At 34.2% G+C, this 23283-nt stretch carries 26 protein-coding genes; 11 read left to right on the top strand and 15 right to left on the bottom strand.

The window, feature by feature from the left end:
- Nucleotides 1–209: 209 nt before the first annotated feature.
- From F1Z66_RS00345 to cobM, 4 genes are all read left to right on the top strand, one after another.
- A complete protein-coding gene (locus F1Z66_RS00345; protein ID WP_149861616.1) occupies nt 210–503 on the top strand; it encodes a hypothetical protein in 294 nt (97 codons plus the stop codon).
- An 11-nt stretch (nt 504–514) separates the two neighbouring features.
- Nucleotides 515–1102 carry a precorrin-6Y C5,15-methyltransferase (decarboxylating) subunit CbiT gene (gene cbiT / locus F1Z66_RS00350; RefSeq protein ID WP_149861617.1) on the top strand — a complete coding sequence of 196 codons (588 nt, stop codon included), beginning with the start codon at nt 515–517 and terminating at the stop codon, nt 1100–1102.
- A 71-nt stretch (nt 1103–1173) separates the two neighbouring features.
- Complete coding sequence (cobI, locus tag F1Z66_RS00355; protein WP_149861618.1) at nt 1174–1905, top strand: precorrin-2 C(20)-methyltransferase; 732 nt, start codon at nt 1174–1176, stop codon at nt 1903–1905.
- Complete coding sequence (gene cobM, locus F1Z66_RS00360) at nt 1902–2696, top strand: precorrin-4 C(11)-methyltransferase (protein WP_149861619.1); 795 nt, start codon at nt 1902–1904, stop codon at nt 2694–2696. Before cobI ends, cobM begins: the two co-directional genes overlap by 4 nt.
- Here cobM and F1Z66_RS00365 read toward each other — a convergent pair.
- A complete protein-coding gene (locus F1Z66_RS00365; RefSeq protein WP_149861620.1) occupies nt 2689–2985 on the bottom strand; it encodes a hypothetical protein in 297 nt (98 codons plus the stop codon). The genes cobM and F1Z66_RS00365 overlap by 8 nt on opposite strands.
- A gap of 445 nt (nt 2986–3430) precedes the next feature.
- Between F1Z66_RS00365 and F1Z66_RS00370 the strand changes: the two genes are divergently transcribed.
- Nucleotides 3431–3694, top strand: coding sequence for a hypothetical protein (locus tag F1Z66_RS00370; RefSeq protein WP_149861621.1), 264 nt, complete (start codon nt 3431–3433; stop codon nt 3692–3694).
- A 105-nt stretch (nt 3695–3799) separates the two neighbouring features.
- On the opposite strand, the gene F1Z66_RS15120 is transcribed toward F1Z66_RS00370, so the two are convergent.
- Complete coding sequence (locus F1Z66_RS15120; RefSeq protein WP_154670457.1) at nt 3800–3976, bottom strand: hypothetical protein; 177 nt, start codon at nt 3974–3976, stop codon at nt 3800–3802.
- Between the two features lie 713 nt (nt 3977–4689).
- Here F1Z66_RS15120 and F1Z66_RS00375 point away from each other — a divergent pair.
- Both F1Z66_RS00375 and F1Z66_RS00380 read left to right on the top strand, forming a co-directional pair.
- On the top strand, nt 4690–4953 hold the full coding sequence (locus tag F1Z66_RS00375; protein WP_149861622.1) for a hypothetical protein: 264 nt from the start codon (nt 4690–4692) through the stop codon (nt 4951–4953).
- A 103-nt stretch (nt 4954–5056) separates the two neighbouring features.
- On the top strand, nt 5057–5749 hold the full coding sequence (locus F1Z66_RS00380; RefSeq protein WP_149861623.1) for a hypothetical protein: 693 nt from the start codon (nt 5057–5059) through the stop codon (nt 5747–5749).
- Nucleotides 5750–5770: 21 nt separating this feature from the next.
- Here the strand turns inward: F1Z66_RS00380 and rnz are convergent, their stop codons facing one another.
- The 7 genes from rnz to F1Z66_RS00415 all read right to left on the bottom strand — a co-directional run bounded on the left by rnz (nt 5771) and on the right by F1Z66_RS00415 (nt 13576).
- Complete coding sequence (gene rnz, locus F1Z66_RS00385; RefSeq protein WP_149861624.1) at nt 5771–6703, bottom strand: ribonuclease Z; 933 nt, start codon at nt 6701–6703, stop codon at nt 5771–5773.
- A gap of 19 nt (nt 6704–6722) precedes the next feature.
- Nucleotides 6723–7610, bottom strand: a complete 888-nt coding sequence (locus F1Z66_RS00390) for a ribose-phosphate diphosphokinase (RefSeq protein WP_159357305.1) — start codon at nt 7608–7610, stop codon at nt 6723–6725.
- Nucleotides 7611–7813: 203 nt separating this feature from the next.
- Nucleotides 7814–9925: a hydantoinase/oxoprolinase family protein gene (locus tag F1Z66_RS00395; RefSeq protein ID WP_149861626.1), complete on the bottom strand. Its 2112-nt coding sequence runs from the start codon at nt 9923–9925 to the stop codon at nt 7814–7816.
- A gap of 85 nt (nt 9926–10010) precedes the next feature.
- Nucleotides 10011–10808, bottom strand: a complete 798-nt coding sequence (murI, locus tag F1Z66_RS00400) for a glutamate racemase (protein WP_159357306.1) — start codon at nt 10806–10808, stop codon at nt 10011–10013.
- A gap of 44 nt (nt 10809–10852) precedes the next feature.
- Nucleotides 10853–11245 (bottom strand): metal-dependent transcriptional regulator, encoded by a 393-nt coding sequence (locus F1Z66_RS00405; protein ID WP_149861729.1) that lies wholly within the window; start codon nt 11243–11245, stop codon nt 10853–10855.
- A 196-nt stretch (nt 11246–11441) separates the two neighbouring features.
- Nucleotides 11442–11795, bottom strand: coding sequence for a hypothetical protein (locus tag F1Z66_RS00410; protein WP_149861628.1), 354 nt, complete (start codon nt 11793–11795; stop codon nt 11442–11444).
- Between the two features lie 200 nt (nt 11796–11995).
- Nucleotides 11996–13576: a PQQ-dependent sugar dehydrogenase gene (locus tag F1Z66_RS00415; RefSeq protein ID WP_149861629.1), complete on the bottom strand. Its 1581-nt coding sequence runs from the start codon at nt 13574–13576 to the stop codon at nt 11996–11998.
- A 399-nt stretch (nt 13577–13975) separates the two neighbouring features.
- On the opposite strand from F1Z66_RS00415, the gene F1Z66_RS16345 reads away from it, so the two are divergent.
- Nucleotides 13976–14104, top strand: a complete 129-nt coding sequence (locus F1Z66_RS16345) for a cyclase family protein (protein ID WP_149861730.1) — start codon at nt 13976–13978, stop codon at nt 14102–14104.
- Nucleotides 14088–14222, top strand: a complete 135-nt coding sequence (locus tag F1Z66_RS16170; protein ID WP_255437871.1) for a hypothetical protein — start codon at nt 14088–14090, stop codon at nt 14220–14222. The genes F1Z66_RS16345 and F1Z66_RS16170 overlap by 17 nt, the downstream gene beginning before the upstream one ends.
- A 311-nt stretch (nt 14223–14533) precedes the next feature.
- On the opposite strand, the gene F1Z66_RS00425 is transcribed toward F1Z66_RS16170, so the two are convergent.
- The 6 genes from F1Z66_RS00425 to F1Z66_RS00450 all read right to left on the bottom strand — a co-directional run bounded on the left by F1Z66_RS00425 (nt 14534) and on the right by F1Z66_RS00450 (nt 21660).
- Nucleotides 14534–15691, bottom strand: coding sequence for a hypothetical protein (locus tag F1Z66_RS00425; protein WP_149861630.1), 1158 nt, complete (start codon nt 15689–15691; stop codon nt 14534–14536).
- A 94-nt stretch (nt 15692–15785) separates the two neighbouring features.
- The gene (locus F1Z66_RS00430; RefSeq protein WP_159357307.1) at nt 15786–16460 is read right to left on the bottom strand and encodes a YqaA family protein; all 675 of its coding nucleotides are present in this window, start codon (nt 16458–16460) and stop codon (nt 15786–15788) included.
- A gap of 98 nt (nt 16461–16558) precedes the next feature.
- Complete coding sequence (locus tag F1Z66_RS00435) at nt 16559–19030, bottom strand: FTR1 family iron permease (protein WP_201448485.1); 2472 nt, start codon at nt 19028–19030, stop codon at nt 16559–16561.
- Nucleotides 19031–19290: 260 nt separating this feature from the next.
- Nucleotides 19291–19716, bottom strand: coding sequence for a hypothetical protein (locus tag F1Z66_RS00440; protein ID WP_149861632.1), 426 nt, complete (start codon nt 19714–19716; stop codon nt 19291–19293).
- Nucleotides 19717–19874: 158 nt separating this feature from the next.
- Nucleotides 19875–21104 carry an ammonium transporter gene (locus tag F1Z66_RS00445; RefSeq protein WP_149861633.1) on the bottom strand — a complete coding sequence of 410 codons (1230 nt, stop codon included), beginning with the start codon at nt 21102–21104 and terminating at the stop codon, nt 19875–19877.
- A gap of 259 nt (nt 21105–21363) precedes the next feature.
- Nucleotides 21364–21660: a hypothetical protein gene (locus F1Z66_RS00450; RefSeq protein ID WP_149861634.1), complete on the bottom strand. Its 297-nt coding sequence runs from the start codon at nt 21658–21660 to the stop codon at nt 21364–21366.
- Nucleotides 21661–21784: 124 nt separating this feature from the next.
- Between F1Z66_RS00450 and F1Z66_RS00455 the strand changes: the two genes are divergently transcribed.
- A complete protein-coding gene (locus tag F1Z66_RS00455; protein WP_149861635.1) occupies nt 21785–22816 on the top strand; it encodes an alcohol dehydrogenase catalytic domain-containing protein in 1032 nt (343 codons plus the stop codon).
- A gap of 152 nt (nt 22817–22968) precedes the next feature.
- Nucleotides 22969–23280, top strand: a complete 312-nt coding sequence (locus tag F1Z66_RS00460; protein ID WP_149861636.1) for a hypothetical protein — start codon at nt 22969–22971, stop codon at nt 23278–23280.
- Nucleotides 23281–23283: the final 3 nt, after the last annotated feature.

The following is a 23283-nucleotide window of genomic DNA, read 5'->3' on the forward strand; positions in this document are numbered from 1 at the left end:
TATAATAACTTACAAATATTCCTACACTTTAGCAATTAAATTCATCAAAAAATCTGTGTATGTATTTAGTGTGGAGAAATCGAATTCAAGACCTCCTTTAGAGTTTGTAAAATATTTCTGAAATTGGCTGGTTACAAGTCCATCTCGTACTTGTAAAAATCAGAGAGTAGAGATTAAATGTGGATGATTAAAACTATTAGAGCATATCATTGGAAATAGAAGACAAAATTTACTATCTAAGAGTAGTGCTTGCAGCAATAGCAGGAGCAATTGTTGGTGCCATTGTAAAACCAAATTCTGATCATACTAACACCATAGGATTAATAATTTTAATCGGCATCGTTTTTTATGCCATATCTCAAATACTTGCATCCCGTATGTCGAAGGGAATTCCAAAGGACAAAAAGAAAAAAGTGATTACTATAGCTATTTTTGGATTCATTTTCATGCTGCTGACATTTATGACGTTGACATATACTATACTTAACCAGAATATGTTGTAAGATGAAGACATATGTTATGGGACTTTAAAACGAGTGGGATACCCGATGAGCTATTTGATAGGACCGAAAGAGTTCCAATTACAAAAGAAGATGTCAGAGCAATAATTGTAAGCAAGCTACGACTAAAAGATGGGTACACTGCAATAGATGTTGGATGTGGGAGCGGTAGCATCACAGTGGAACTCGCTCATCAAACAAAGGGAAAAGTTTATGCAATTGATTCTGACCAAGATGCAATAGACCTAACACAAAAAAACCTCTCAAAGTTTGGATTTACGAACAATACAGTGGTAATAAAGGGTTGGGCACAAGAAGTTTTGCCAAGTTTGCCAAAGGTAGATGCAATCGTCATCGGTGGTACGACTGCAGGTACAAAGGAATTAATTAATTCAGCCTTTTCCAAACTAAATATTGGTGGTAGAATAGTTTTGACTTCTATTCTTATTGAAACAATTTACAACGCCTTAAAAGCTATGGAGGATTTAGACTCAAAAGACGTGGAAATTACACAGGTAACAATTGCAAAGTCTAAAAGGACAAGCACTGGTACTATGATGATATCAAGGAATCCAGTCATCATTTTTTCTTGTACCAAATAAAGCATTAGAAAATTATTTTGGATAGTAGAAGAATACAAAGACTTTAATTAAAATAATTTAAAATCCCACCTATGCTTAATTCGGTTCTTTATTGTGTTGGTTGCGGTCCAGGAGATCCAGAATTAATTACAATAAAAGCTATTAATTTGATAAAAAACGCCGATATCATTTTTACCCCAACTGCAAGGGAAAACAAGCCGAGCGTAGCCCTGTCAATTGTTGGAATGTATATCCCAAAGGAAGCCGAAGTTAGACAACTAATATTTCCTATGACAAAAGATGCTGCAAAGTTGAAAGAATCTTGGGAAAAAAATGCCAGGGAGATATCTGAGGAAATAAGGAGTGGAAAAAAAGCAGTATATCTAACAGTTGGTGATCCATCCTTATACAGCACGTGGATATATATTCATAAGGAAATTCAGTCAAACTACAACGATATAAAAGTCGAGATTGTTCCCGGTATAACATCTATTTTTTCCTTTTCCGCAGAACTTAAGACTCCCGTGGGAGAAGGAGAGGAAATAATAGGTATAATTCCAGCTTGTTATAATCTAGACAGATTGAAGACGGCTGCGGAATGTTGTGACACATTAGTGTTTTTGAAAGATGGAAGATATTTTAACAGTGTTATTGATATTTTGATGGAATCCAATTTTCCAGATGATTCCGATGTATACATAGCCCAAGATGTATCTACAAAGTCCGGGTCTTTACAGAAAAGGAAACTAGCGGATATTGCAAGAAACAAAAATGAAAACAATGATAAGTACTTTTCCATAATGATAGCCAAAAAGAAAAAATGATTCAAAAAAACACGGTATATTTTGTAGGTTCTGGACCAGGGGACCCAGAACTAATAACAATAAAAGCCAAAAGCCTTGTTGAAAATGCTGATGTGATAATTTACTCCGGTTCGTTACTAAATCCAGAATTATTAAGGTATGCAAAAAAAGATGCACAATTGTATGATGCGGCAAAACTGAGTAGGCTCGAAATATATGATATCCTACGAAAAACCACGAAAAGTAACAAACTTGCAATAAGGTATCACGATGGAGATCCAGGTATTTTTAGTACCATTAGAGAACAGATAGATAAACTGGAGCAAGATAATATCAAATGTGAGGTAGTGCCGGGAATTACGGCTTTTCTAGGAGCAGCGGCTTCGATGAATCTCGAAATGACTCTACCAGGAATAACACAGACCATCATAATAACTCGAGCAGAATTTAGAACTCCAGTCCCTGACAGAGAAAGAATCTCCGAATTGGCCAAACATGGAGCTACCATGGCGTTTTATTTAAGCGTTCATCTATTAGACAGGATTGTTGAAGAATTGTTAAAAGGTGGAGCATATACAAAAGGAACTCCAGCTGCAATAGTATATCGAGCTACATGGAATGATCAAAAAATACTCAGAGGTACTATTGGGACTATAGCAAGAAAGGTTAAAGAAGAAAGAATAATTAAAACAGCCTTAATAATAATTGGAGATGTGATCGCCCCAAAATCATATGAATTCTCAAAAGTTTACGATTCACAATTTACTCATGGTTACAGAAAAAGCAAGGATGAGGTTAAATCCACTACTTAAGAGAAATGCGTTGTAATTCTTTTTGATTAACAGTGGCCCATGCACCCATTCCCCGGCCATTTGTGTTATTTAAATCAATAATTTCACTCACGATAATTTCATTAGGACTCATCGGTGGCCACAGCATGGCTACATAGTCCCCTGCATTTCCGGGTTTATTCATATCGGCCATTACAAATTGTTCAGCTTTAAATCCCGATGTAACAAGTTTTGACTTTACTGATTCAAACATTTCTTTTTGACCATGCACTATTACGTGAACATTCTTATCTGTATTATAACTTGACATATTGCAATAAAAGTGGACATATTTATAAAGAGCTTACTAATTTGTATTTTATTGTTAGATTGATTAAAACATAGAATCCATAAAATAAAAGGATAATCTCAAGTATTAAATAGTGTAGTTAACTGCAAACTTAATTCAAAAGTAATAGATCACTATCACAAAAGCCTCGAGGTTTTTAGAATTATAATAAAATATGATATAAATATTAGGCTGACTTAATTAGGCATAACTAACGAGCTCATATCTACAACAGGCATCATTTGATTTAAAAGAAATTGTTAAAGAGGAGGAAAATATCACGACATATATATGTGAAAATACTGACGGTATTTTAGATCCATTAGATCAGATGACTTTTACCCTCAATGAAATAGCTATCAAGTATGGTCCTATCGTAGTTCTTAAGAATGCACCTTGATGGAATATAACTCAGGGGGTAAACAAAATGGTTACATCTTCACCTGAACCCTCTCAGGGTAAAAATTCTACAACGGGAAAACACATTATTCAAGAAGACAAGGCCGATGAGGTGAAGGCATTAATAGCGAGGTATGTACTACTCAAAATAGAACAGAAAAAGATTGAAGCAAACTTGTCTGAAATTGCAAAATATTATGATGATGAATCCCTGAGAACAATATTTGAACCCATAGGAGAGTCAATGATGAGGGTAATTGGGTTAGAGTTACCACACAATAGAAAGAAGTAAACATTGTCCACTGTATTCAAAAATAATTTAAAAGATTAAATCTCACTCCTCATATGAATAAATCCTGGCCGCTACTACTAAATTGACAATCAATTCTGTATTGATCTAACGTCCTTGGCGGGTAAATGGTTCCCTGTTTTTTTTGGAAGAGTACATATTCAAACGTTTTTTGCTTAATTTCCTCCTATATTTAGTAAGCGGATTTTTTCCCGTATTAGGTAACACTCTTCCTTTTAAGACATTATTCCCACATCCAGTACAAGTTCCTTGGCTAGCAACCATATTATTGGCCAATTTTACAAATTTTATTTCAGATATTTCTACAAGGGTTTTACAAAAAGTCAAAACGTAATCGAATATTTGGACATATACTATTGAGCCATGGATTAAATTATTAAATTTAACTTCATTGCTTTCATAAATTTTAAGTAAGCAAAAAGCCCAAACAGACTTTGATAAAGTAAATTATTGTTGAGAATCTGTTGCTTTCACCCTATGAAATTATTTTCACATAATGTTATTGACTTAATATCTATATATTATGGTTGTAAAATTTTTTTATTTTTTTGGATGTCAGATACAAGAGAACTGAATGCGATTTGCTAGGACTATCCTAGACTGTTACCATCATGCCTTGTTAATTGAAGTTATATTATTCATGCATCATTAGGATAAGAAGAAAGAAAAAATATAGAAAATAGAGATACCGTTATTTCAAATTAGCATCCAAATAATAGATAAGGGGTTATCTATAAAGCATTAAGGTATCCAAACAGTTGCATTGTGTCTCATTCAATAAGAAGTACTTGATCGGGAGAACATGTGGTTTTATAGCCAGAAAAAATCAAACACAACAAAAAGAAATTTATTCATAGAATTGAACAGCTAAATATTGTAATATAAAAATCTTTTACTATGGGTTTAAGGCATTTATGTGTTTTTGATTAACTAATTAAAAAACATTTAATACTATCCATAGTTAACTTAGAAGCAAGATGACATTACCAAAGGGATTTGGTTCACAATCTAATACTAAAAAGAACAGAACATTCGATGAGTGGTGGGCAACTGTACCAGGGGATTTGAAAACAAAAGCTCGCAAGGGTGATGAAGCCAATAAGGTTTTGTTGAATCAAGTAAATTATGTACTACTTCATCTTCATCTTCAAGGTAAACATGATACAAAACCATCTCATGAAGAGCTAAAAGACTGGCTTCACAGTGGTCAAGTAGACGTTATGCGTCAACTTAAAAAATAATTTTTTTAGAAAATATCATTTTTTATAAGTATATTAATATTAACATAAAAATAGTAAAAATAAAATATATATAAATATCCAATGAAATAAAATTATTCGAGTTTTGAAGAGAGGTAGCCATATAGCAATTTTTGACACTTTCAAAACGCATCAAGCTAAATCTACTAGAGAGTCAAAAAGACAAAGAGGAATAATTGCTCATATAGCATTAGAGAAAGACCCTAGTGGAAAAACGAGAACATCCATTGCTCATATTTTGGCGAAAAAGTATGGCATTGCATGGCAAAATATCTATTCAGCTATTTTTAAAGATCTTGACGAGGTACTAATACCGGCAAAAGTTGTAAAGGAAGGAGGAAGGTTACCCATTAAAAGAGGTCCCAAAGCCCTACAAATTGAAGGTATACCCTACTATGAGCTTACTAACACAGGATTAATCATAGCTTCTACAATCGAAGAAACTGGAGATATAAGATATCGTATGAAATTACTAGAACTATACATATCAAATTCTAGTCTACAAAATAGGAATCAAGCTACAAACAATTCGATCATAAATGATGGAATCCTATTATTGTCACGATATGCGCCTTCATTTATTCTAAAAATTATCAATGAGTACATAATTGCCTATAATCGTGGAGAGATAGAAAGATTGGATACACTAGATCTTGAAAACTTTAAGAAAGTAATATCTAAGCAAATAACTATTGAGAAGGAATTAGTAGAGGCTTGCATGGTGCTCTCGAACGATAAAAAAGAAGTTTTAAGAAATTTTATAGATAAAATAAGTTAGAAGTAAGATGACAAAATTGAGTTAAAGATCATCATAATCTATTTTCAATAATTTGAGATCAAATGCTAATTCGGTGTTCAGCAAAATTGAACGTGCCTCAACAAGAAGGTCAGTCAAATCCTTGTATCGGCTACTAAAATGAGTCAAACATAATTTGCGAACCGATGCCTCTTTTGCAAGAGTTGCACTTTCAATAGCTGTAGAATGGTAGCTCTCTCTTGCTTTGTCAATTTCCTTAGATGAGAAAGTAGACTCAAATACAAGTAAATCACAATCTCTGAAAAAATTACAAAGGTTATTTGAAGGACGGGTATCTCCAGAAATACCAACCTTTCTACCAGAGCGCGGTTTACCAACTATATCCTTTGAATAGATTGTCTGATTTTCAAAAATAATATTCTTTCCTTTTTGGAGCAACCCATACAATTCGCCTTCTGGTATCCCAAGTGCTTTTACCTTTTTAATATCAAATTTGCCAGGTCTTTCTTTTTCTACCAAACAAAATGCAAACGAACAAATTCCAGGACCGTGTTCTGATTTGCAGTAAAGTATCTCATAATCCTTGTCCTTCAGTGCAACACCTTGTGACCCAGAAATTGTGTGAACATGTAACTCGAAAGTCAATTTGATATTAAGTAATTTCATGTTTTCCATAATAAATTCACGAATTGGACTAGGTCCAAATATGTTAATAGGCAAATTTCTTCCCTGAAGTGATAAAGTTTGAAGAAATCCGAGTATACCTAAAATATGATCTGAATGCATATGGGTTATAAATAATGTTGTTTTTTTGTTAAACCCCAGTTTGGCTCTAATAAAATTATATTGCATCCCTTCTCCCGCGTCAAAAACCAATAACGTACCATTTCTATTTATTACAACAGAAGAAAGCGAGCGGTCTGGTGTGGGCATGGCAGCAGACGTTCCCAAGAATATAACTTCAAGACACACCATATTAATATCGAAACAAGTATTATTTCGCTAAGATAGTGCTCAGCTTTTCAGATATTTCGTCACTTAAATCAATTTTTGAGCATGATCTTGGTATGCTATTTGTGGATATCAAATCAAATATTCCAGTTTTTCGCAATTTATCTAATGCACTTTCGTCTGAAAGTGCATGTACACACATAACAATTATTCTTCCGCTTTTATTCTTCTTTAATATCTCTATAGCCTTCATAATTGTTCCGCCGCTCGATATCATGTCATCAAGAATAATTATATCACTACCGGCAACATCTAGATCAAGATCATCATAGATGGCAATTTGTCCAGTGTTTCTATCTCTTACTTTTCTCATACATAAGGAGGGCGACTTTATTATATCGGCAAATAACTTTACTCTATCAGATCCACCTTGGTCAGGCGAAACTACCACAGCATTTTTTAATTCCAGATTGTTCAGAGCATATCTAGCTAACAGTGGAATAGATGTTAAATTAACAATATTTGATTGAAAATAAGACAATGCCTTAAGACTATGTATATCTATTGTAACCAAATCTTTAATTCCAAAACAGTCGAAGAGTTTTGCGATAAGCGACATTGTGACAACTTCTCCATCTAAAAAACTTCGATCCTGTCTAGCGTATCCCATATAAGGAATCACAGGTATAACTTCTGCAGCTCCTGAGCTTTTACAATATGAAACCATCATTAATGTCTGCAAATAATTTGAATCTACTGGTGGAAAAGTGGATTGCACTATAATACATTTTTTTTCAGAAAGATCTGCATTAATTCTAATTTTACTTTCCCCGTCAGAAAAGGTTCTCAATTCTACGTTAACCAATTCAACATTTAAACAAGATGCAATCGACCTACCCAATTGAGTCGAAGAAGGTCCAGGTAATACCACTATATCTTTCACAACATGATTGGAATAATATGAGAATCTTAAAAATGTTAAACTCTCAAACTAGCAACAATCCAATTGTATATGAACTATGAAAAAAATAATGTAAATTAAAAAAACCATATGCCAAATTTGATAGTTAATAAAAGTTGATCAAGTCATACTTATTTAAAACATACAGATTGTTGTATTGAAAGATGGACTAGCTATTGCTTAATTATCAACAAGACCTCCGAGTTTATTTTATCTAACTGCTCTCTAATCGCTTGAATAACTTGCTCATTAGCATTTAAGCTTGAAAAGTCCAGTAGTTGAAATCCATCTAGTAATCGAATATTTGGAGAAAGATCGGAATTTGAAAATTTTGCTATAATTGATGGGAGATCATCACGCAATCGAGAAGCCAATCCATTTATAATTTTGCCATTATCCAATGATAATCGTACCCGTCCAAATTTGTCCAACACCAATATGGATTGTTTATTTGTGTTGAAGAACAATTTTTTTTGTTTGTAAGAGTTTGTATAAATACAATAATTTCCTAATCTAAAATCCAAGGAAATATTCCCAGTTGTCTGAAACAGATCTTTAGCAATCATAAACAACTCGTCATCACGTAGTTCTTTCGAACCGTTACTATTTAGATCAAGTGTTACGTTACCCATAGCTGTGACCCTCAGTAGTGATCGGTCACTTATATATTCGGATTGGACAGATAAGGAATCTGGCGATGCATTCTTTCGTATAGCTTCGTCTTTTACTTCTGTAATTAATTGGTTAACATCTTCAGGAGTAGGATTATGTATGGTTCTTTCTTTTTCCTCGTATATCATCCCTGTCGCAACACCTATAGATGATATAACATCAGCATAATCAGCCTTCTTATAATCAAAATTAAGTCTTTTTGCAACCAGCGGGACCAAAACAGAAGCTCCCCCTCCACCGCCGATTACCACAATTCTATTTTTGGACAGTTTATACTCTTTGATCATGGGAACGATATATTCTGAAATTTTGGAAACGGAAATTTCTAAAACTTGTCTTGCAACCTGTTCAGGTGTGGCACCAACAAAAGTAGCCAATTTTGAAAATACAATTCTTGCGGAATCACCATTACCATAGGCGTTATCATTTGTTGGTACAAGGTTCAGAGCGTTTGCTGCACAAGTGTTGGTTATTCCATATTTCTTTCCACTAGGCACCTTTATACAGATATAGTCATCAGGATCATTGTTTAATGGACTGATTGTAACAATTTCACCTTTCTTTAGTTCCTCGGGACTACCAAAACAAGAGTATTCCAAGCCAGCAATATGTGATGACCTAGGGCCAACGTCAATAATTTTCCTTTTTCCTGAAAGTCGTATAAGGGAACCTCCTGCTACTCCACATATTCTTGCATCAAGTGACCTTATACATGTCGGATGCTCCATTATGTTAACATACCTCATTTCGGGTTTACCGTCTTTGATGATGCTAATGTTGGTAGATGTACCACCAACTTCGATAAATATTCCCTCCAAAACTTGAAGGAAGAGCAAAGCCCCTACAACACTTGCCGCCGGACCAGACAGTACTGTTATGATAGGCTTGTGCAAAAAAGAATCCAAAGTAGTTACGCCTCCATCGCCTTTCATTATCATAACAGGTACGTTAATGCCTAATTTGCTAACTGCAGATTTGACGAAGGTAGCTGTGCTAGTAGCTTTTGGGAGAATGCTCGCGTTTATGGTCGCTGTCAAAGTTCTAATCTCCAAACCATAAATCCCAGTTAACTCATGTCCTGCAGTACATGGGAGTTTAGAATGTTTCATTACGAATAACTCATTACTAGGATCATCAACTCCAAAGGCTTCACTAACAACTATTGATTGTGCTCCTTCAGAAACCAGATTTTCAATAGATCTTACAATTCCTGGTTCTTCCAAGTATTTGGAGGTATCCAAAAATGTATAACAAGTTCGCAAATATTTATTAGAATTCAAAGAGATATCTTTTATATGAGTCCTTTTGACTACGTTAGTTTTTTCCATTCCTACGCCCATCCCAATAATACCAACTTTTGAAACATCCCCCTCAAGAAATGCGTTGACAGCCTGGGTCGTGCTGTGAGAAATTAGCTCAATTTCATCATGGTTTATGTTACAGATTTCAATCAATGATGACAAGGCGGTTATGATTCCTACTGACACACCTCCTTCCGTAGCATGGGTTGTTGGAACAGATTTCTTTCCAAGGATCTTCTTATCGATTACATCTATTGCCACGGCCTTCGTAAAGGTTCCCCCCACGTCTATCCCTATCCGTATTCTTTTCATCTTCTTACCCCCCCTTTTTCATAAAAATCAGAAAAACAATTAATTCAAAGGATTCATGTAATTTAAACTCTCTCAAAAAAAGGTTCTATAATTGAAGCGAAACATCAACTACTTGATCACGGATTCGCATGTAGCGAAGAATTGACTGAAAATTTTCTTTATCTGCCGATACAAGGATTTCAAGTTTGCCAGTACCACTCTTGTTCAAATCACCCGTATATTTCAGATGGCCTTTTACAGAACGTGCGACTTCCGTTGAACAATTCACGAATTTTACAGATGGGATGATATCCTCCATGTAGTTTGTAATAAACGGCAGATGTGTGCTGCATAATGCTACTACGTCAACAGAGTTATCAATATACGGTTTAATTACTCCCCTGATTCTTTTAATTGCAGATTTCTGATCAAATAGAAAAGTCCCATCCTCTACTAAATTGATTATATCTGACGAGTCAATCTTTTCTATGAAAATTTTTTGTGGAACTTCCTTTTTGATAAGATAAGCAAATTCCTTGCTTTCTAGAGTCCCATGTGATGCCATAACTGCAATATGGTCCTTTCTACTTAGATCCATTGTACGCTTTAGAGGAAGCTTGGTGGGTATTATATCCATAGAAAAATCGTATTTTATTTCTTCATAAATCTGAATTGACGGTGTAACGGATGCCATCACTATTAGCTTCGGCTTATACTTTGCCAAAAAATTTATAGACTTGACTATTAAATTTCTCAACTCATGTTTTGATTTGTTTCCATATGGAAAATTCATCTTATCGGCAAAGTACAGAATATTTTCGTACGGAAGGGCCTTCCTTAACTCTCTAACAACAGAAAGAGATCCCAATCCAGAGTCAAAAACTGCAATTGGTCTATATAACACAACGAATAGAATTCCGTAAAGGTGTAAAAATGTTTTAGGTATAATTATCCTAAATTACAGCAGTTTCCCTCAGGAATTCTATATCCATGAGGGCATATCTTAGGATGCTTCAATAAAGTACAGAGTGCATCCGTAAAAATTTCTTTCATATGATGTTCAATTCCACATACCATCTCCTCATCCACATCTATTTTAAGAGCATCCTTCATTAGTACCTCCAATAACCGGGTATTACGTATCATTTGTTTTCCTATCTTTTCGCCCTCTGCAGTTATTGTAACAATGGAACCTTTTTTGTAATCAATCAAATTAGAGTCATTTAATTTATGAAGCATCTGAACTACTGATGGTTGCGTTACGTTAAGGATCTTGGCTATAGAGCTGACCTTTAACTCTTGCCCGCTTTCCAAAATAGACCACATTGCCTTTAAATACATTTCAACATGCTCGGCTTCTGCAGTACCTACATACAATTGTTCGGCAACTTCAGAATTCTTTGAATAGGCAGTCAACGTTTATAATATTACAATATTATTTTTTAACTTTATTAATCTTTTCAGAATTAATAAACAAACAACCTTTAATAATTCATTTTGGCGATTAAGTTTTAAGGAAAACTCACACTATTAGTTTCTATTGAACAATCAGATTTCTTTCATTTTTCTTGAACTGCAAAAGAACTTGTTTCTTGTTTAGCATGAGCTCAACTGACTGTATTTTACTTTTGTAAAAAACGACTTTTTTTCCTTTTTCATTTATCACTATTCTATCTATAAATAACAGGCCAAGATCTTTGAGTTTTTTTATTTTTTTATATGTGGAACTAATGGGAAGGTCATTTTCTTTACAAATTTCAAACACGGTTTTTGAATCCTCAATTATTGACATTACGATCTTGTATGAAAAACCATCAAACAGTTCCTTTAGTAATATAGACGCATTTTTGTCTTCTTGGTTCAATAAATATTTGTGATCAGAGAACATCATTTAGGCTTACCTAATTATTAGGATAACCTAATATTTAAACGGTGTTATAATATTCTAAAATATCAAAACAAAATTCATCAATTTATATCATTAAATGCCTTACTAACAGTGTTATTTTACATTTTCATTGATTCAGATTAAATCACGTTGAGAGGGACATTATGATTGTGGTGCGGACACAATCCTAAATACATCTTACTTCATTCTACACTAATCTGTCCTCCCATTGTGGGATGATAGATACAATAATAATCGAATGTACCTTTGTCATCAAACTTTAGAGAATAAGGTTGTTTTGAAAGTATAGCGTCAGAGTCAAACAATTCACCTTCGTTGGGGTCACTATCTGATCCTGAAGTTACAGTGTGCGACACAGTATCTGCATTATACCAAGTAATTGTTTCTCCTGATTTGATCTTGATTGGATTTGGCGAGTAAGAGTTTTCACCGTTAATTCCATTTATTGTAACCAATATGGAATCCTTTGGTATAATACCCTCATTAGACAAAGGTTTTGGTGAGGGCATAGTACTTTGAGAGGCCGGGACCACTCGATATAAATCGCCGGTAAAACTCAGCACATACATGTAACCATCTGGCCCTATTTGGATGTCGGTAATTCCTCCAAAACCCTGTCCAAATATGATTGGAATACTTTCTACAGTACTATCAACTTTTTTATCCGCTAATGCTGATATATCGCCCATGTAGGTATCATTAATTGCAATATCATCACGTTCTGCATTGAGTGTAAATCGATATAGTAGTCCGTTATTGATATCACCAACAAACATATTATTTTCGTATTTTTTACCCAACTTTTCTGAATTCAAAAATTTTAGCGCTGTTGGACCAACTGGAATTTGCCATACGAATTTAGGTTCTGCGTATTTCCCTTTTCCAAAAATTACCAAATCAGACGGAGTCGCTCCATCTCCAAGTGTATCATCAGAAGAAAATCCTTGAATTAAGGCCCAACCACTGTTGAAACCAGGGAAAACAAGGTTTATCTCATCTCCAGCGGTCGGACCATTTTCGGTATCCCACAAATTACCAGTTACTGGATCAAAGTCCATGCCAAAACTATTACGTATACCCATTGCATAGTAAATGCTTAAGGGTAATTCGCTACCAAAAATTGGAACTTCGTTTACTATTTGACCTTCTTGAGTAATCCTAAGGACTCCACCTAATCCGTTGGGTAAGGGTCCATTCTCAATGTTTTGGGCTTGAGTTCTATGACCACCTACTTCACCAATTACGTAGTATATATTATTGTCTGGACCAACCAAAACTTTCCCTCCATTATGATCTGTTCTATTAATATTATTAGGCAAGGCAGTCAAGTCCAATATCAGAACGGGATTAATTAATCGGCCATCTGAGTAGTCATATCTATATAACCTATTGCCTAGCGGATCAACGTTCCCTTTCACATCGCTTCCGTCCTGACTGTTTCCGGATTCAGTGTATGCCAGAAAGACGTTTGTTTTACCTTCTGAATGCTTTGATACAGCTATTCCCAATAATCCACGTTCGATCTTGGAAGCAACTGATAAATCTAAGACTGGATTATTTTGAACCTCACCATCTAGAACTCTCATTACTCTACCAGTATTTTTTTCAGTAACTAGTAAATCATTATCTCCTATAAATGTCATACCAGTTGGAAACGTTAAACCCGAAGCTACTTTTTCAACAGTAAGATTGTCATCATTAATCGTAGGTCCTGAAGTAGAAGGTAACGCCTTAGAATATGCTCCATAAGATAAATTATTCACAATAGTGTTGAGAGAAATAAAAAAAGTTAATGCAATTACTAATATAAAAGTCAACAGTTTAATATTATAAACAATTCTAATCAATGTAAAAAATTATTCTTATTTTGATTAAAAGGTTACGTAGTATTCTTTCTGAAAATTCTATTTTTTTGATCGACTTTAAAAGACCGAACTAATGCGATAGTTTACAGATTAGCCGTAGCAATAATAATATAAATAATTTAAATATCAAATAGAGAATATAATTCTAAGTAGCGTACCTTATCAATTTTAATAATGAATTAAACATTACGATCAATCTCAAGATTTGATATTAATACTCAAGTTTTTCATAGATCTCCAAACGTCAATTTGTTAAAGTGGTCGAATTTTGAAAGCCATCAATATGCTTCTTAAACAATCTTTTGTGGTACGCATGTTGGAACCCATATTGATGCCACTTTTCACTTTAACAAAAATGGGATCACAATGAAAAAATATCACTTGAAAGACTCGTCATTGACAAGACATAATGGTAATCAAAGGTGACAAAGGAGAAAACGAAAACATAAAAGTTCATGATTTAGATAATTATAGCATCGATGCTATTGATACCATTTTGATTAATACTACGTGGTCAAATTACAATAAATTAAAAAATACTTAGACGAATCCAGATCTGTCTGAAGAAGTAGCAACGTAATTTGTAGAAAAAAGAATAAACTTCATTGGTATTGACAGTCCACCTATAGATCCAATATACAATTCAGGATTTGACTCACATAAGACACTTAGTAACAAGGTATCTAATTATAGAAACCCGATGAAATTTATACAAGTTAGTAGATAAAAATCGTATTAAACTAATGGTAACTCCTTTGAGATCAAAAAAAATTACTTTGAGTTGGGCGAGAATGCTTGCAGTAATTGAGCAATGTTAAGCTTTAGTATCTAGTTAATATTTGCCAAACCTGTTCATCAAGTATTAGAACTCTGATGCAAAATGCCACTTTGAGAAATGTTGCTTTTATTCTTTGACTTTGAATTGCTTATCAGTCCCACCAATCTATAACCATATTCAAAATTATGCTTCACATGATTAATTCCATGAGTCAAATGCGGTTCGAACTTCTTGTCTAGAATTTGCTCGATATAGAATTGAACCTTTTTAATGGAGATCTGTGAATGTCTAATTTGTTTGTCTGAAAGAGAACGGCCAAGCTCAGATTCAACTTTGGATTTAAAATCCTTCAATTCAATTAGTTTACCATATCTAAGTACTTTGTTATAGTTATTGGAGATATCATAAAGCTTTTGTATATCCTTTCCAGGAAGTTTATTTAATGAATTCTTCACCTGAAGGGGATCCCGCTGAACAATCTGAGCTATTTTGTTAGCCATTTCCTCAATCATTTTAGAATGATCAAGTCTGCTCGCCTCTGTAGATGGATGTATGTCATTATTAGCAACTAATAATTTTTCCTTTTGCAGTTGAAACTCTCTGTCGATGGATATTTGTATATTATTTTTATTTTGACCAGCTAATTGTCCTGAATGATCAATATTCGTATTTAAGATTGAAGAAAGATCCTTTTGAGGATAAGAATATTTTCCATTTACCAAAAGTGATTTTTTGGATTCATAGTAAGGTTTTAGTTGAAATAAGGATACCTTTCGTCCATCAAGGTCCACTTTAAAGAAAATGATAGATAAAATATCTACCAGTAAATTGGGAAATTGGACTTTAACATTATCTGAAAATTTATCGTATCTAACTACTAAATCATTGCATATTTCAAATACAATATTGTCGTAAGTAGAGAGAGTGAATGGGACAGTGTTATTGCGTTTCTTTATGAGGTGATCTATTAGAAATTTATAAGACATTATGAAAAAGTCATAAACGTCATTCTTCTTGAGCAATATATTCCTGTATTGCACAAAAACAGTTATGGACTTTAATAAGATCATAAAAGAATTTGGTTCTTTTAGATCCGGAAACCAATTCTCAAAGTCTTTCATAATAGATAACAAACGATCATCATCATTCTCGAGATCGTCAAGCCAATTAATCCCAAGTTCTTTGTAGCTCTTTTTAAATAGAACGTTGAAATCAACATTTGATTCACTATTCATCTCAGATAATGTATATTGTAATTTTTTTGTTATTAAACATTAGAAAATAATTTAGGTAAAGAAATTTATGTACAAAAAGTAATGAAAAAATTTACTAGGATTTTTTTCTATCATCTCCTTCGCCACCATTGTCCTTTTCTGAACTGTCTAGAGCCCAAGGGAACCATTTTCCTATAATTTTTGCCCAATCAAACTTGAAAGTAAAGAATAACACCAATGTCAATAATAAGACAGTCAAAACAGTTATCAATATGGCAGAATACTCGTTGTTATAATCAGTTCCCACCAAGAAACTTTCCATTATTGGTCTGCCTAAATACACAGTTCCCCAAACTATTATAGCTCCTAGAAAGAACTTGCCAAGAAATGTAAATAATGCAAACCTTGTTGGACTATACTTTGCTATTCCGATCGGTATATAGATTAAATCATCTGGAATTGGTGTCAATGCGGCTGCAAATACCCCTATTCCGCCGTATTTGCTCAGCAATTTCTGTAATGGAAGCATTCTTGTTTTAGTCTGTTTACTTAAAATATTGCGACCATAATAGCTGGCAATGAAAATTATGGTTTTGGCTAGGACAGCACCCAAAGTGCTCAATAAGATGATAAGATTTGGATCTAGACTCTTGTTTAGAGCAGATGTAACTAAAACAGGAAAATAAGGTACTGGAATAAATGGAATTATACTACCTATAAAGCTGATTAAAAATATACCAATATAACCTGAACCACTATAAAAAGAATATAGGTCTTGAATATCAATCAAATAAGATGTATTGGAATTAACAAATATAACTACTTTCTCAATATTATTAAGATTTATCTAAAAAGGTAATAAACACTTGTTACAGTAGATCATTTCAATTAAGATGTGGAGGATTTAGAGGGGCCTCCTTCTTTTTTTTCGCCTCTTCTTCCTTCTCCTTTTTCTATATCCGCTATAGATTTTCTCATCGATGCAATTTTTTGTTGTCTTCTTGGTTGAATGAACAGGATATATAGCGAACCTAGTAGGTAAATCGTAAGTAAGATAACCTGTCCAAGTACTGTTTCAAATGTCGGATGAATACCAGTCATAGTTGCAACGTTAATGTCTAATCTAGGGATAATGCCAAATAGATGAGTAGTTGGGATCCATCCAAGTTCTTGGAACTCACGAAGGGCATTACCCAAGAATGTAATTGACATGAACGCGCCTACACCCATGGTGAGTCCAAATAATACTCTTAATGGTAGTTTCTTTCCCAACTTTCGAATTATAAAGACAACAGCAGTAATTACACCGAGACCTAATACCAATCCAGCAAGCACGTACAGCTCCATATATTTTGCAAACGAAAATAGAGCTTCGTAAAATAAAACTGTCTCAAAGCCTTCCCTATAGACAGTAAAGAATGCTAGCAAAATAAATACCATAAAGCTACCAGTAGTTGTGGCTTGCCATACTTTTGCCTTAACAAATTCAATCCATTTTTTGGTTTCTATCTTGTTAAGCACCCAGAAACTGACCCAGAACAGGACTGCCACAGCAGAAATACCAGCAATTGCCTCGATTAACTCCCTCTGGGCTCCCGATATATCGATAATAAATTGTGCCACTACCCAGGTAAGTGCGGTTGCACCTATTGCTAAAACAATTCCCCAGTAAACATGTTTTTTATATTTTTCGTTTCTTGAAGCTTCAAGATAAGTGAGGATTGCCCCTATTATTAGCGCCGATTCTAAACCTTCCCTAAATATGATTGAAAACGATGAGGAAAAGGCGATCGCAGGAGCAACTACACCAATACCTGAAACAAAGCGTTCAGATTCGTCCAATCCATTTTTTAGCTCAGCAATTTTAGTGACAACCTGATCCTGCGGAGCATTCGATGTGATCAGGTTACGTAGCTCTGCAAATTTAATTTCCATTTCTAAAGTGAAATCAGGATCAATGGGCCTCAATGGAATTTCTATATTTTCATAACTGTCCAAATATGCAGATCTTGCCGTATCGAGTGCTTTGGTGGCATCGTTTTGACTGTACAAATCAACTACTTGATCTAATTTTACTCGGATAGTATCGATATCATCACGTACCTGTCCCTTAAAATCTTCAGAGGCTTGTCCCATTGCACGCCTCTCACCGGTGTATACACCAAAACCCTGCTTCAGTGAATCAATATTTGCAGTATTTGTAACAAAGGCAGAAGGAAGTGTAATATTACTTTGGCCAGTAGAAGATGAGTTACTGTTTGTGCTCAATAGCTGCTTGGATGTCTCGAGATCTTCCTTAATATTAGCCACATATGCCTCAAGCTCGGGTACTGCAGTTTGATTTTTTATCATGTCACGCAGGTTCTCTCTCATATTTATTTCAATTTTCTGCATAAGTGTGGAATTGACTTCTTCTATAGGGGCTTCCAGATATTCATAATTATCCAAGTAAGCTGACGATACATTTTTGTCTGCAGCTACCCGATCACCATTCTGAAGAGATAATAATGCATTATCCAATAAAGTATCTATGGTATCGTAATAACCCTGAATGGATGGATCAAGACCCACGGGTGTACTCTGCAACTTAATATTATTGGATTCATTAAGATCATTTTCAATTGCAACAACTAGTCTTGAAAATTCTGTAGTATCCGGACTTTTTGATTCAACAATATCTATCAAGTTTGACATAAAGTAATTGATTTCTTCAGATTTTGCATTAGTCATATTAGGTTGTAAAATTTTAAATAATGAACTAGATTGATTAAGTAAACCCAGTGTATTCTCATAGTCAATCATGGCAAAACTAGCTGCCTCCTGATCGGGCAATTTAGAAGTATTTAGGTATATATTATATGAATTCAGTGCATCTCTAAGTAAATATGACAGAGTCTGCGATTCAAGAATTGAAAAATCTTGGGATGATAAAGTGTCTTTTAGTTCAGATTCAAAATCTTTAATTATTTTCATGGATTCTTCTATATCGGTTCTAATAACAGGTGAATCAGGAGAAGCTCTGGATTGTATTCCAACATCAGTAAGGTTAGATTCCAGATTTTCAGTTAAAGTAAGATCAAACGAAATAGCTACTTGTTTGACGGAGGGAAATATAATCGAATGAGGTATATAGGCATGTTCAAAAAGTAAAGTTTTATTGCTATTGTTGATCTTATCTAGTAAGATATTTAGTTGAGTATCAATTCGATTTAGATTCAAATTCAAGAGTAAGATATCTTCATTAGAAATCGAAGATTCGTCGGTACTGGATGAGTTTTGAGCATTAACATTATCAAGGGAAAATACTGCAACATTGAGCAAAAGAAGGCTCATAATAAAAGACATTATAATTTTTACCATGGATTAATACCCCTGTAATCAATGAACAAATGAGAGGAGATTAAACAATTCTCAACGTTATTGCAACGGCTAAATACAAATAACATTAGGCTTTCCTAACTTTGAATAGAATACAATTTAAACATTCTTAAATAAATTTGACAATAATAAAATAATATTATTATATATATTGTAAATTCAGTCATATATATATCAGATTTATTAAAGTAAATTAAAGAAATTGATAATTGATAAATGTAATTAAAAAGTAGTTAAAAAATTTATGGAGTTAGAGATACCTCAGATCCAACTGTATTTGAGAGCGTTTCAGTCTTGTTGAGGTCTGTTAACGTTACATTAGTTTTTACACTGGTTAAATTCGGATCTGCAAATGAAGTGGCAAATTGTATTATGCCTGACTCAGTAATTGTGAAACCATTGGGATACGAAGACGTCTTTATTTGGGTACCGTTAGGAGCATATACATGCATTACACCATTTATTGTGGAATGTACCAAAGAAAGATCTTTAGTTTGATAGTCAACCAAAAGTTTCACTTGATTAACAGATGGATTAGATGTCAATGGTCCAAAACTGGCAGAATTTAGGCCGATTGTGATTTTTTCCAATGATTGTGCATTTATGCCATTAGATGAATAGGTTCCAAAAAGTAATACAGTAGTAGCAAATAAGGCTGCAGAAAACATCACAATTCTCTTATGATTTTTTAGTGTATTGAGCATTATCCTAAAATCAAATATAATACTATAAAAACAATATGTTAAGATTTTGTTGTACATTTTACTGAAATATTTTGAGATAGAAAATAATTGTTTAAAGTAAAAAACCGGAAAAAAATGGTTGATTATTTGTTTTCATACGCCACCTCCTGGTGATATGATATGTCTAGACCAAGGTCTTCCTCTTCTTCTGAAACTCTAAGGCCCACTGTATATTGAATAATTTTCAATATGACTACCGTGCCGACAAGGGCCAAAACAGCACCAACGGCTATACCTAGTGCTTGTATCGGTAATTGCATGGGATTACCATAGAACAAGCCATCTGGACCAGCCGCGTTTACTGCAGAAGTTGCAAATAATCCTATCCACAAAGCTCCAGTCATACCGGTTATGCCGTGAACAGAACTTACATCTAATGCATCGTCAATCTTTAGTCTTTCCTTGATCAAGACTATTCCGTAGTATGATGCCAGTCCGAGTACGATACCTAAAAAGAATGCTGACTGTCCTGTAATAAAACCTGCGGCAGGAGTGATTCCAGCCAAGCCAGAAATAGCACCGTTAATAACCGCGCTAACTGTAGGCTTGCCGGTTCGTACCCAGCTTATAAGTACCCAAACAAGTGCACAAGTAGCTGCTCCTATTTGAGTAGCCAAAAATGCACTAGCGGCTAGCTGACCAGATGCCAAGGCGCTACCTGCATTGAAACCAAACCAACCAAGCCACAGTAGTGTGGCACCTATGGCAGCAAGAGGTAGATTATGAGGAACCATAATCTCAGGTCCATAGCCTTTACGTCTACCTAGGACTAAAGCACAGGCCAAAGACGCCATACCAGCACTGACATGGATAACTATACCGCCTGCAAAGTCATATACACCCAACTGAGCTAACCAGCCGCCACCCCAAATCCAGTGAGCAAGAGGATAATACACGATCAAGCTCCATAGGATTATGAACATGATAAAACCACTCCATCTAACACGTTCCGCAAATGCTCCAGTAATGAGTAACGGCGTGATTACTGCAAACATCATCTGGTATGTTGCAAATGTGATTCCAGGTATTGTGGGTGCCAGCGATACGGAGTCGCTAAAGGGGACGTTGATATAAAAGAAATTCGACAAATCTCCTATAAGACCGCTTACATCAGGCCCAAATACCAGAGTATATCCTACTATGAACCACAAGGTACATAGCAGGGCCATGCCAGTCATCGTCTGCATAATTACAGATAAAGAATTTTTTAACCTGATTAGCCCTGATTCAAAAAAACCTAAAGCAGGGGTCATCAAAAATACTAATCCAGTGGCGATTAACATCCACGTCGTATCACCAGTATCTATTGCCAACGCTCTCAAAAGGTGAGCAGTAGATTATAAAGTTTTTCCTTTTTTACTTAAAAATTTTAATTAAATTCATGACATTAGTAAAATTATCATAAAATTATAATTTTTTGTTTAACAGATTAGAAAAGATGAAGATCAAATTATATATAACAGGACATCATTTGAGGCAAGTAGGCAATATTTATATTTAATTTTTTCCGAAATTTATCAAAACTCAAATAACATTAATGTAACAAAACTTAATAAAAAGAATAAAGATGCGTTAATTATCAAAATCTAAGAAATTCTTCCACATTTTGGCAAAGTCTAGTGCTTTTTCATTTATACTGTCCTGATTAGATAGTTGACTAAGAGTATTATTAGCAATGTTATTTCTTTCCCCTGTGGTTTGGCAAGATTTATCTTCCTCACAAGTAGTAATTACGCAGGAGTCGTTGTTGCAGCTTTTTTCGTAATAGCTAAAACTATTATTCTGGCTATTTGAGGAATATCCTACAGGCATATGAATAACTGAAAACCCCATAATAATCGCTAATGTTAGGATACAATAGATTTTCATAAATTAGTCTTTTAAGAATTATATTTTTAAATTTTGAAGAAATCCTTAACATAAACCAATACAATGATTTTTCAATAACAATCAAAAATAAATTATATATGGTAAATTATTACTAATAAATAGTATGAAGGCACTATTATTCTCTCAACCAGGATTACAAAACCTTACGTTCGGCGACTATCAAACACCAGATATACATGAAGATGAAGTTTTGGTTGAAACTAAATGTATGGGAGTAAATCCAATTGACTACTATACTGTAACTGGATTACATGGAACAGACGGTCCTAAAATGAAGATATTTCCATACCCACACATTCCTGGAACAGAGATCTCTGGAGAAGTCAAGCGAATAGGTTTTAAAACAAAGAGCAATATTTCAGAAGGTGACAGGGTAATTATTTATAATCGGCTTTTTGATGGAACCTGTGTATATTGCAGATCCGGATTGCAAAATATGTGTGTCAATGGTGGGATGATAGGCATACAGACAAATGGAGGATTTTCAGAATATGTAAAGGTTCCATACCAGAATATCATTAAAATCCCAGACGATATGGATTGGGAGCTTGCGTCGGCTCTACCAATAGCTGGACTGACTGCTTATAATGCAATAATACAATCAGGCTTAAAACCTAAGGAAAATTTGTTGATATTTGGTGGTTCTGGCAATACAGGGCTTTTTAGCGCCCAAATTGGCAAATCCTTAGGTTCTATTACAATATCAGTATCTTCAAAAGAATGGTTATCAGACTATGGGGTAGATCATTTTTTTAAAAATGATCAATACCTTGTTGAGAACATATCTAGGGTTACCAATACTAAAATGATTGACGTGGTAATCAATTCACTTGGTGAGAAGACATGGAAGCAAGGGATGGCTACTGTAGGAAAAATGGGCAGAGTAATAACATTTGGGGTTCTTACAGGAGGAAAACTAGAAATTGATGGTAGATTGTTGTACAATAACCAAATTACCATTAAAGGTACTACAGGAGGGACAGTACAAGAATTGATCGATCTAATTGAATTGACAAGGAAAGAAAGTTTTCGAACTAGAATCTGGAAAAAGTTTTCGCTGGAGGATTCAAATCATGCCATAGAAATGGTATTTGACAAAAAAAGAGAAGGAAGAATTATCATTACAAATTATTGATTTATGTAGTAGAATAGAAATTTATTTTGTTTATTTGATGGGTTTACTATTGTAGAAATATAACATTAAATTTATAGTTGAAATAATAACTAGATATTTTATATTACTATCCAAGGTATTACTTTTATAATAAGAAAAAATAATGTTAACATATGAATAATCTAGGCAAAATATCTGTTGTTTTGATAGCTATTTTCGTAGCAGGTAATTCAATGTATCCCATTAGTCAACTCGTACACGCACAGTTAGATATTTTAGAAGCCCCAACCAATCCAAATAATACTGCAGCATCTACACCTACACCAACGCCAACAAAAACAGCTGACACACAAAAAAGTGCAAAGATAAAAGAAGCACTTGCCAATATCTTCGAGATTTACCAAGCTCTTGCTGAGAAAGGTGATGTGGACTCGTTGTTAAAGCTTAATAACGTTGAGAGAATTCTGCTCGAATTATTAAGATAAAAT

This window comes from Candidatus Nitrosocosmicus agrestis (assembly GCF_008389435.1).
Lineage (GTDB): Archaea > Thermoproteota > Nitrososphaeria > Nitrososphaerales > Nitrososphaeraceae > Nitrosocosmicus > Nitrosocosmicus agrestis.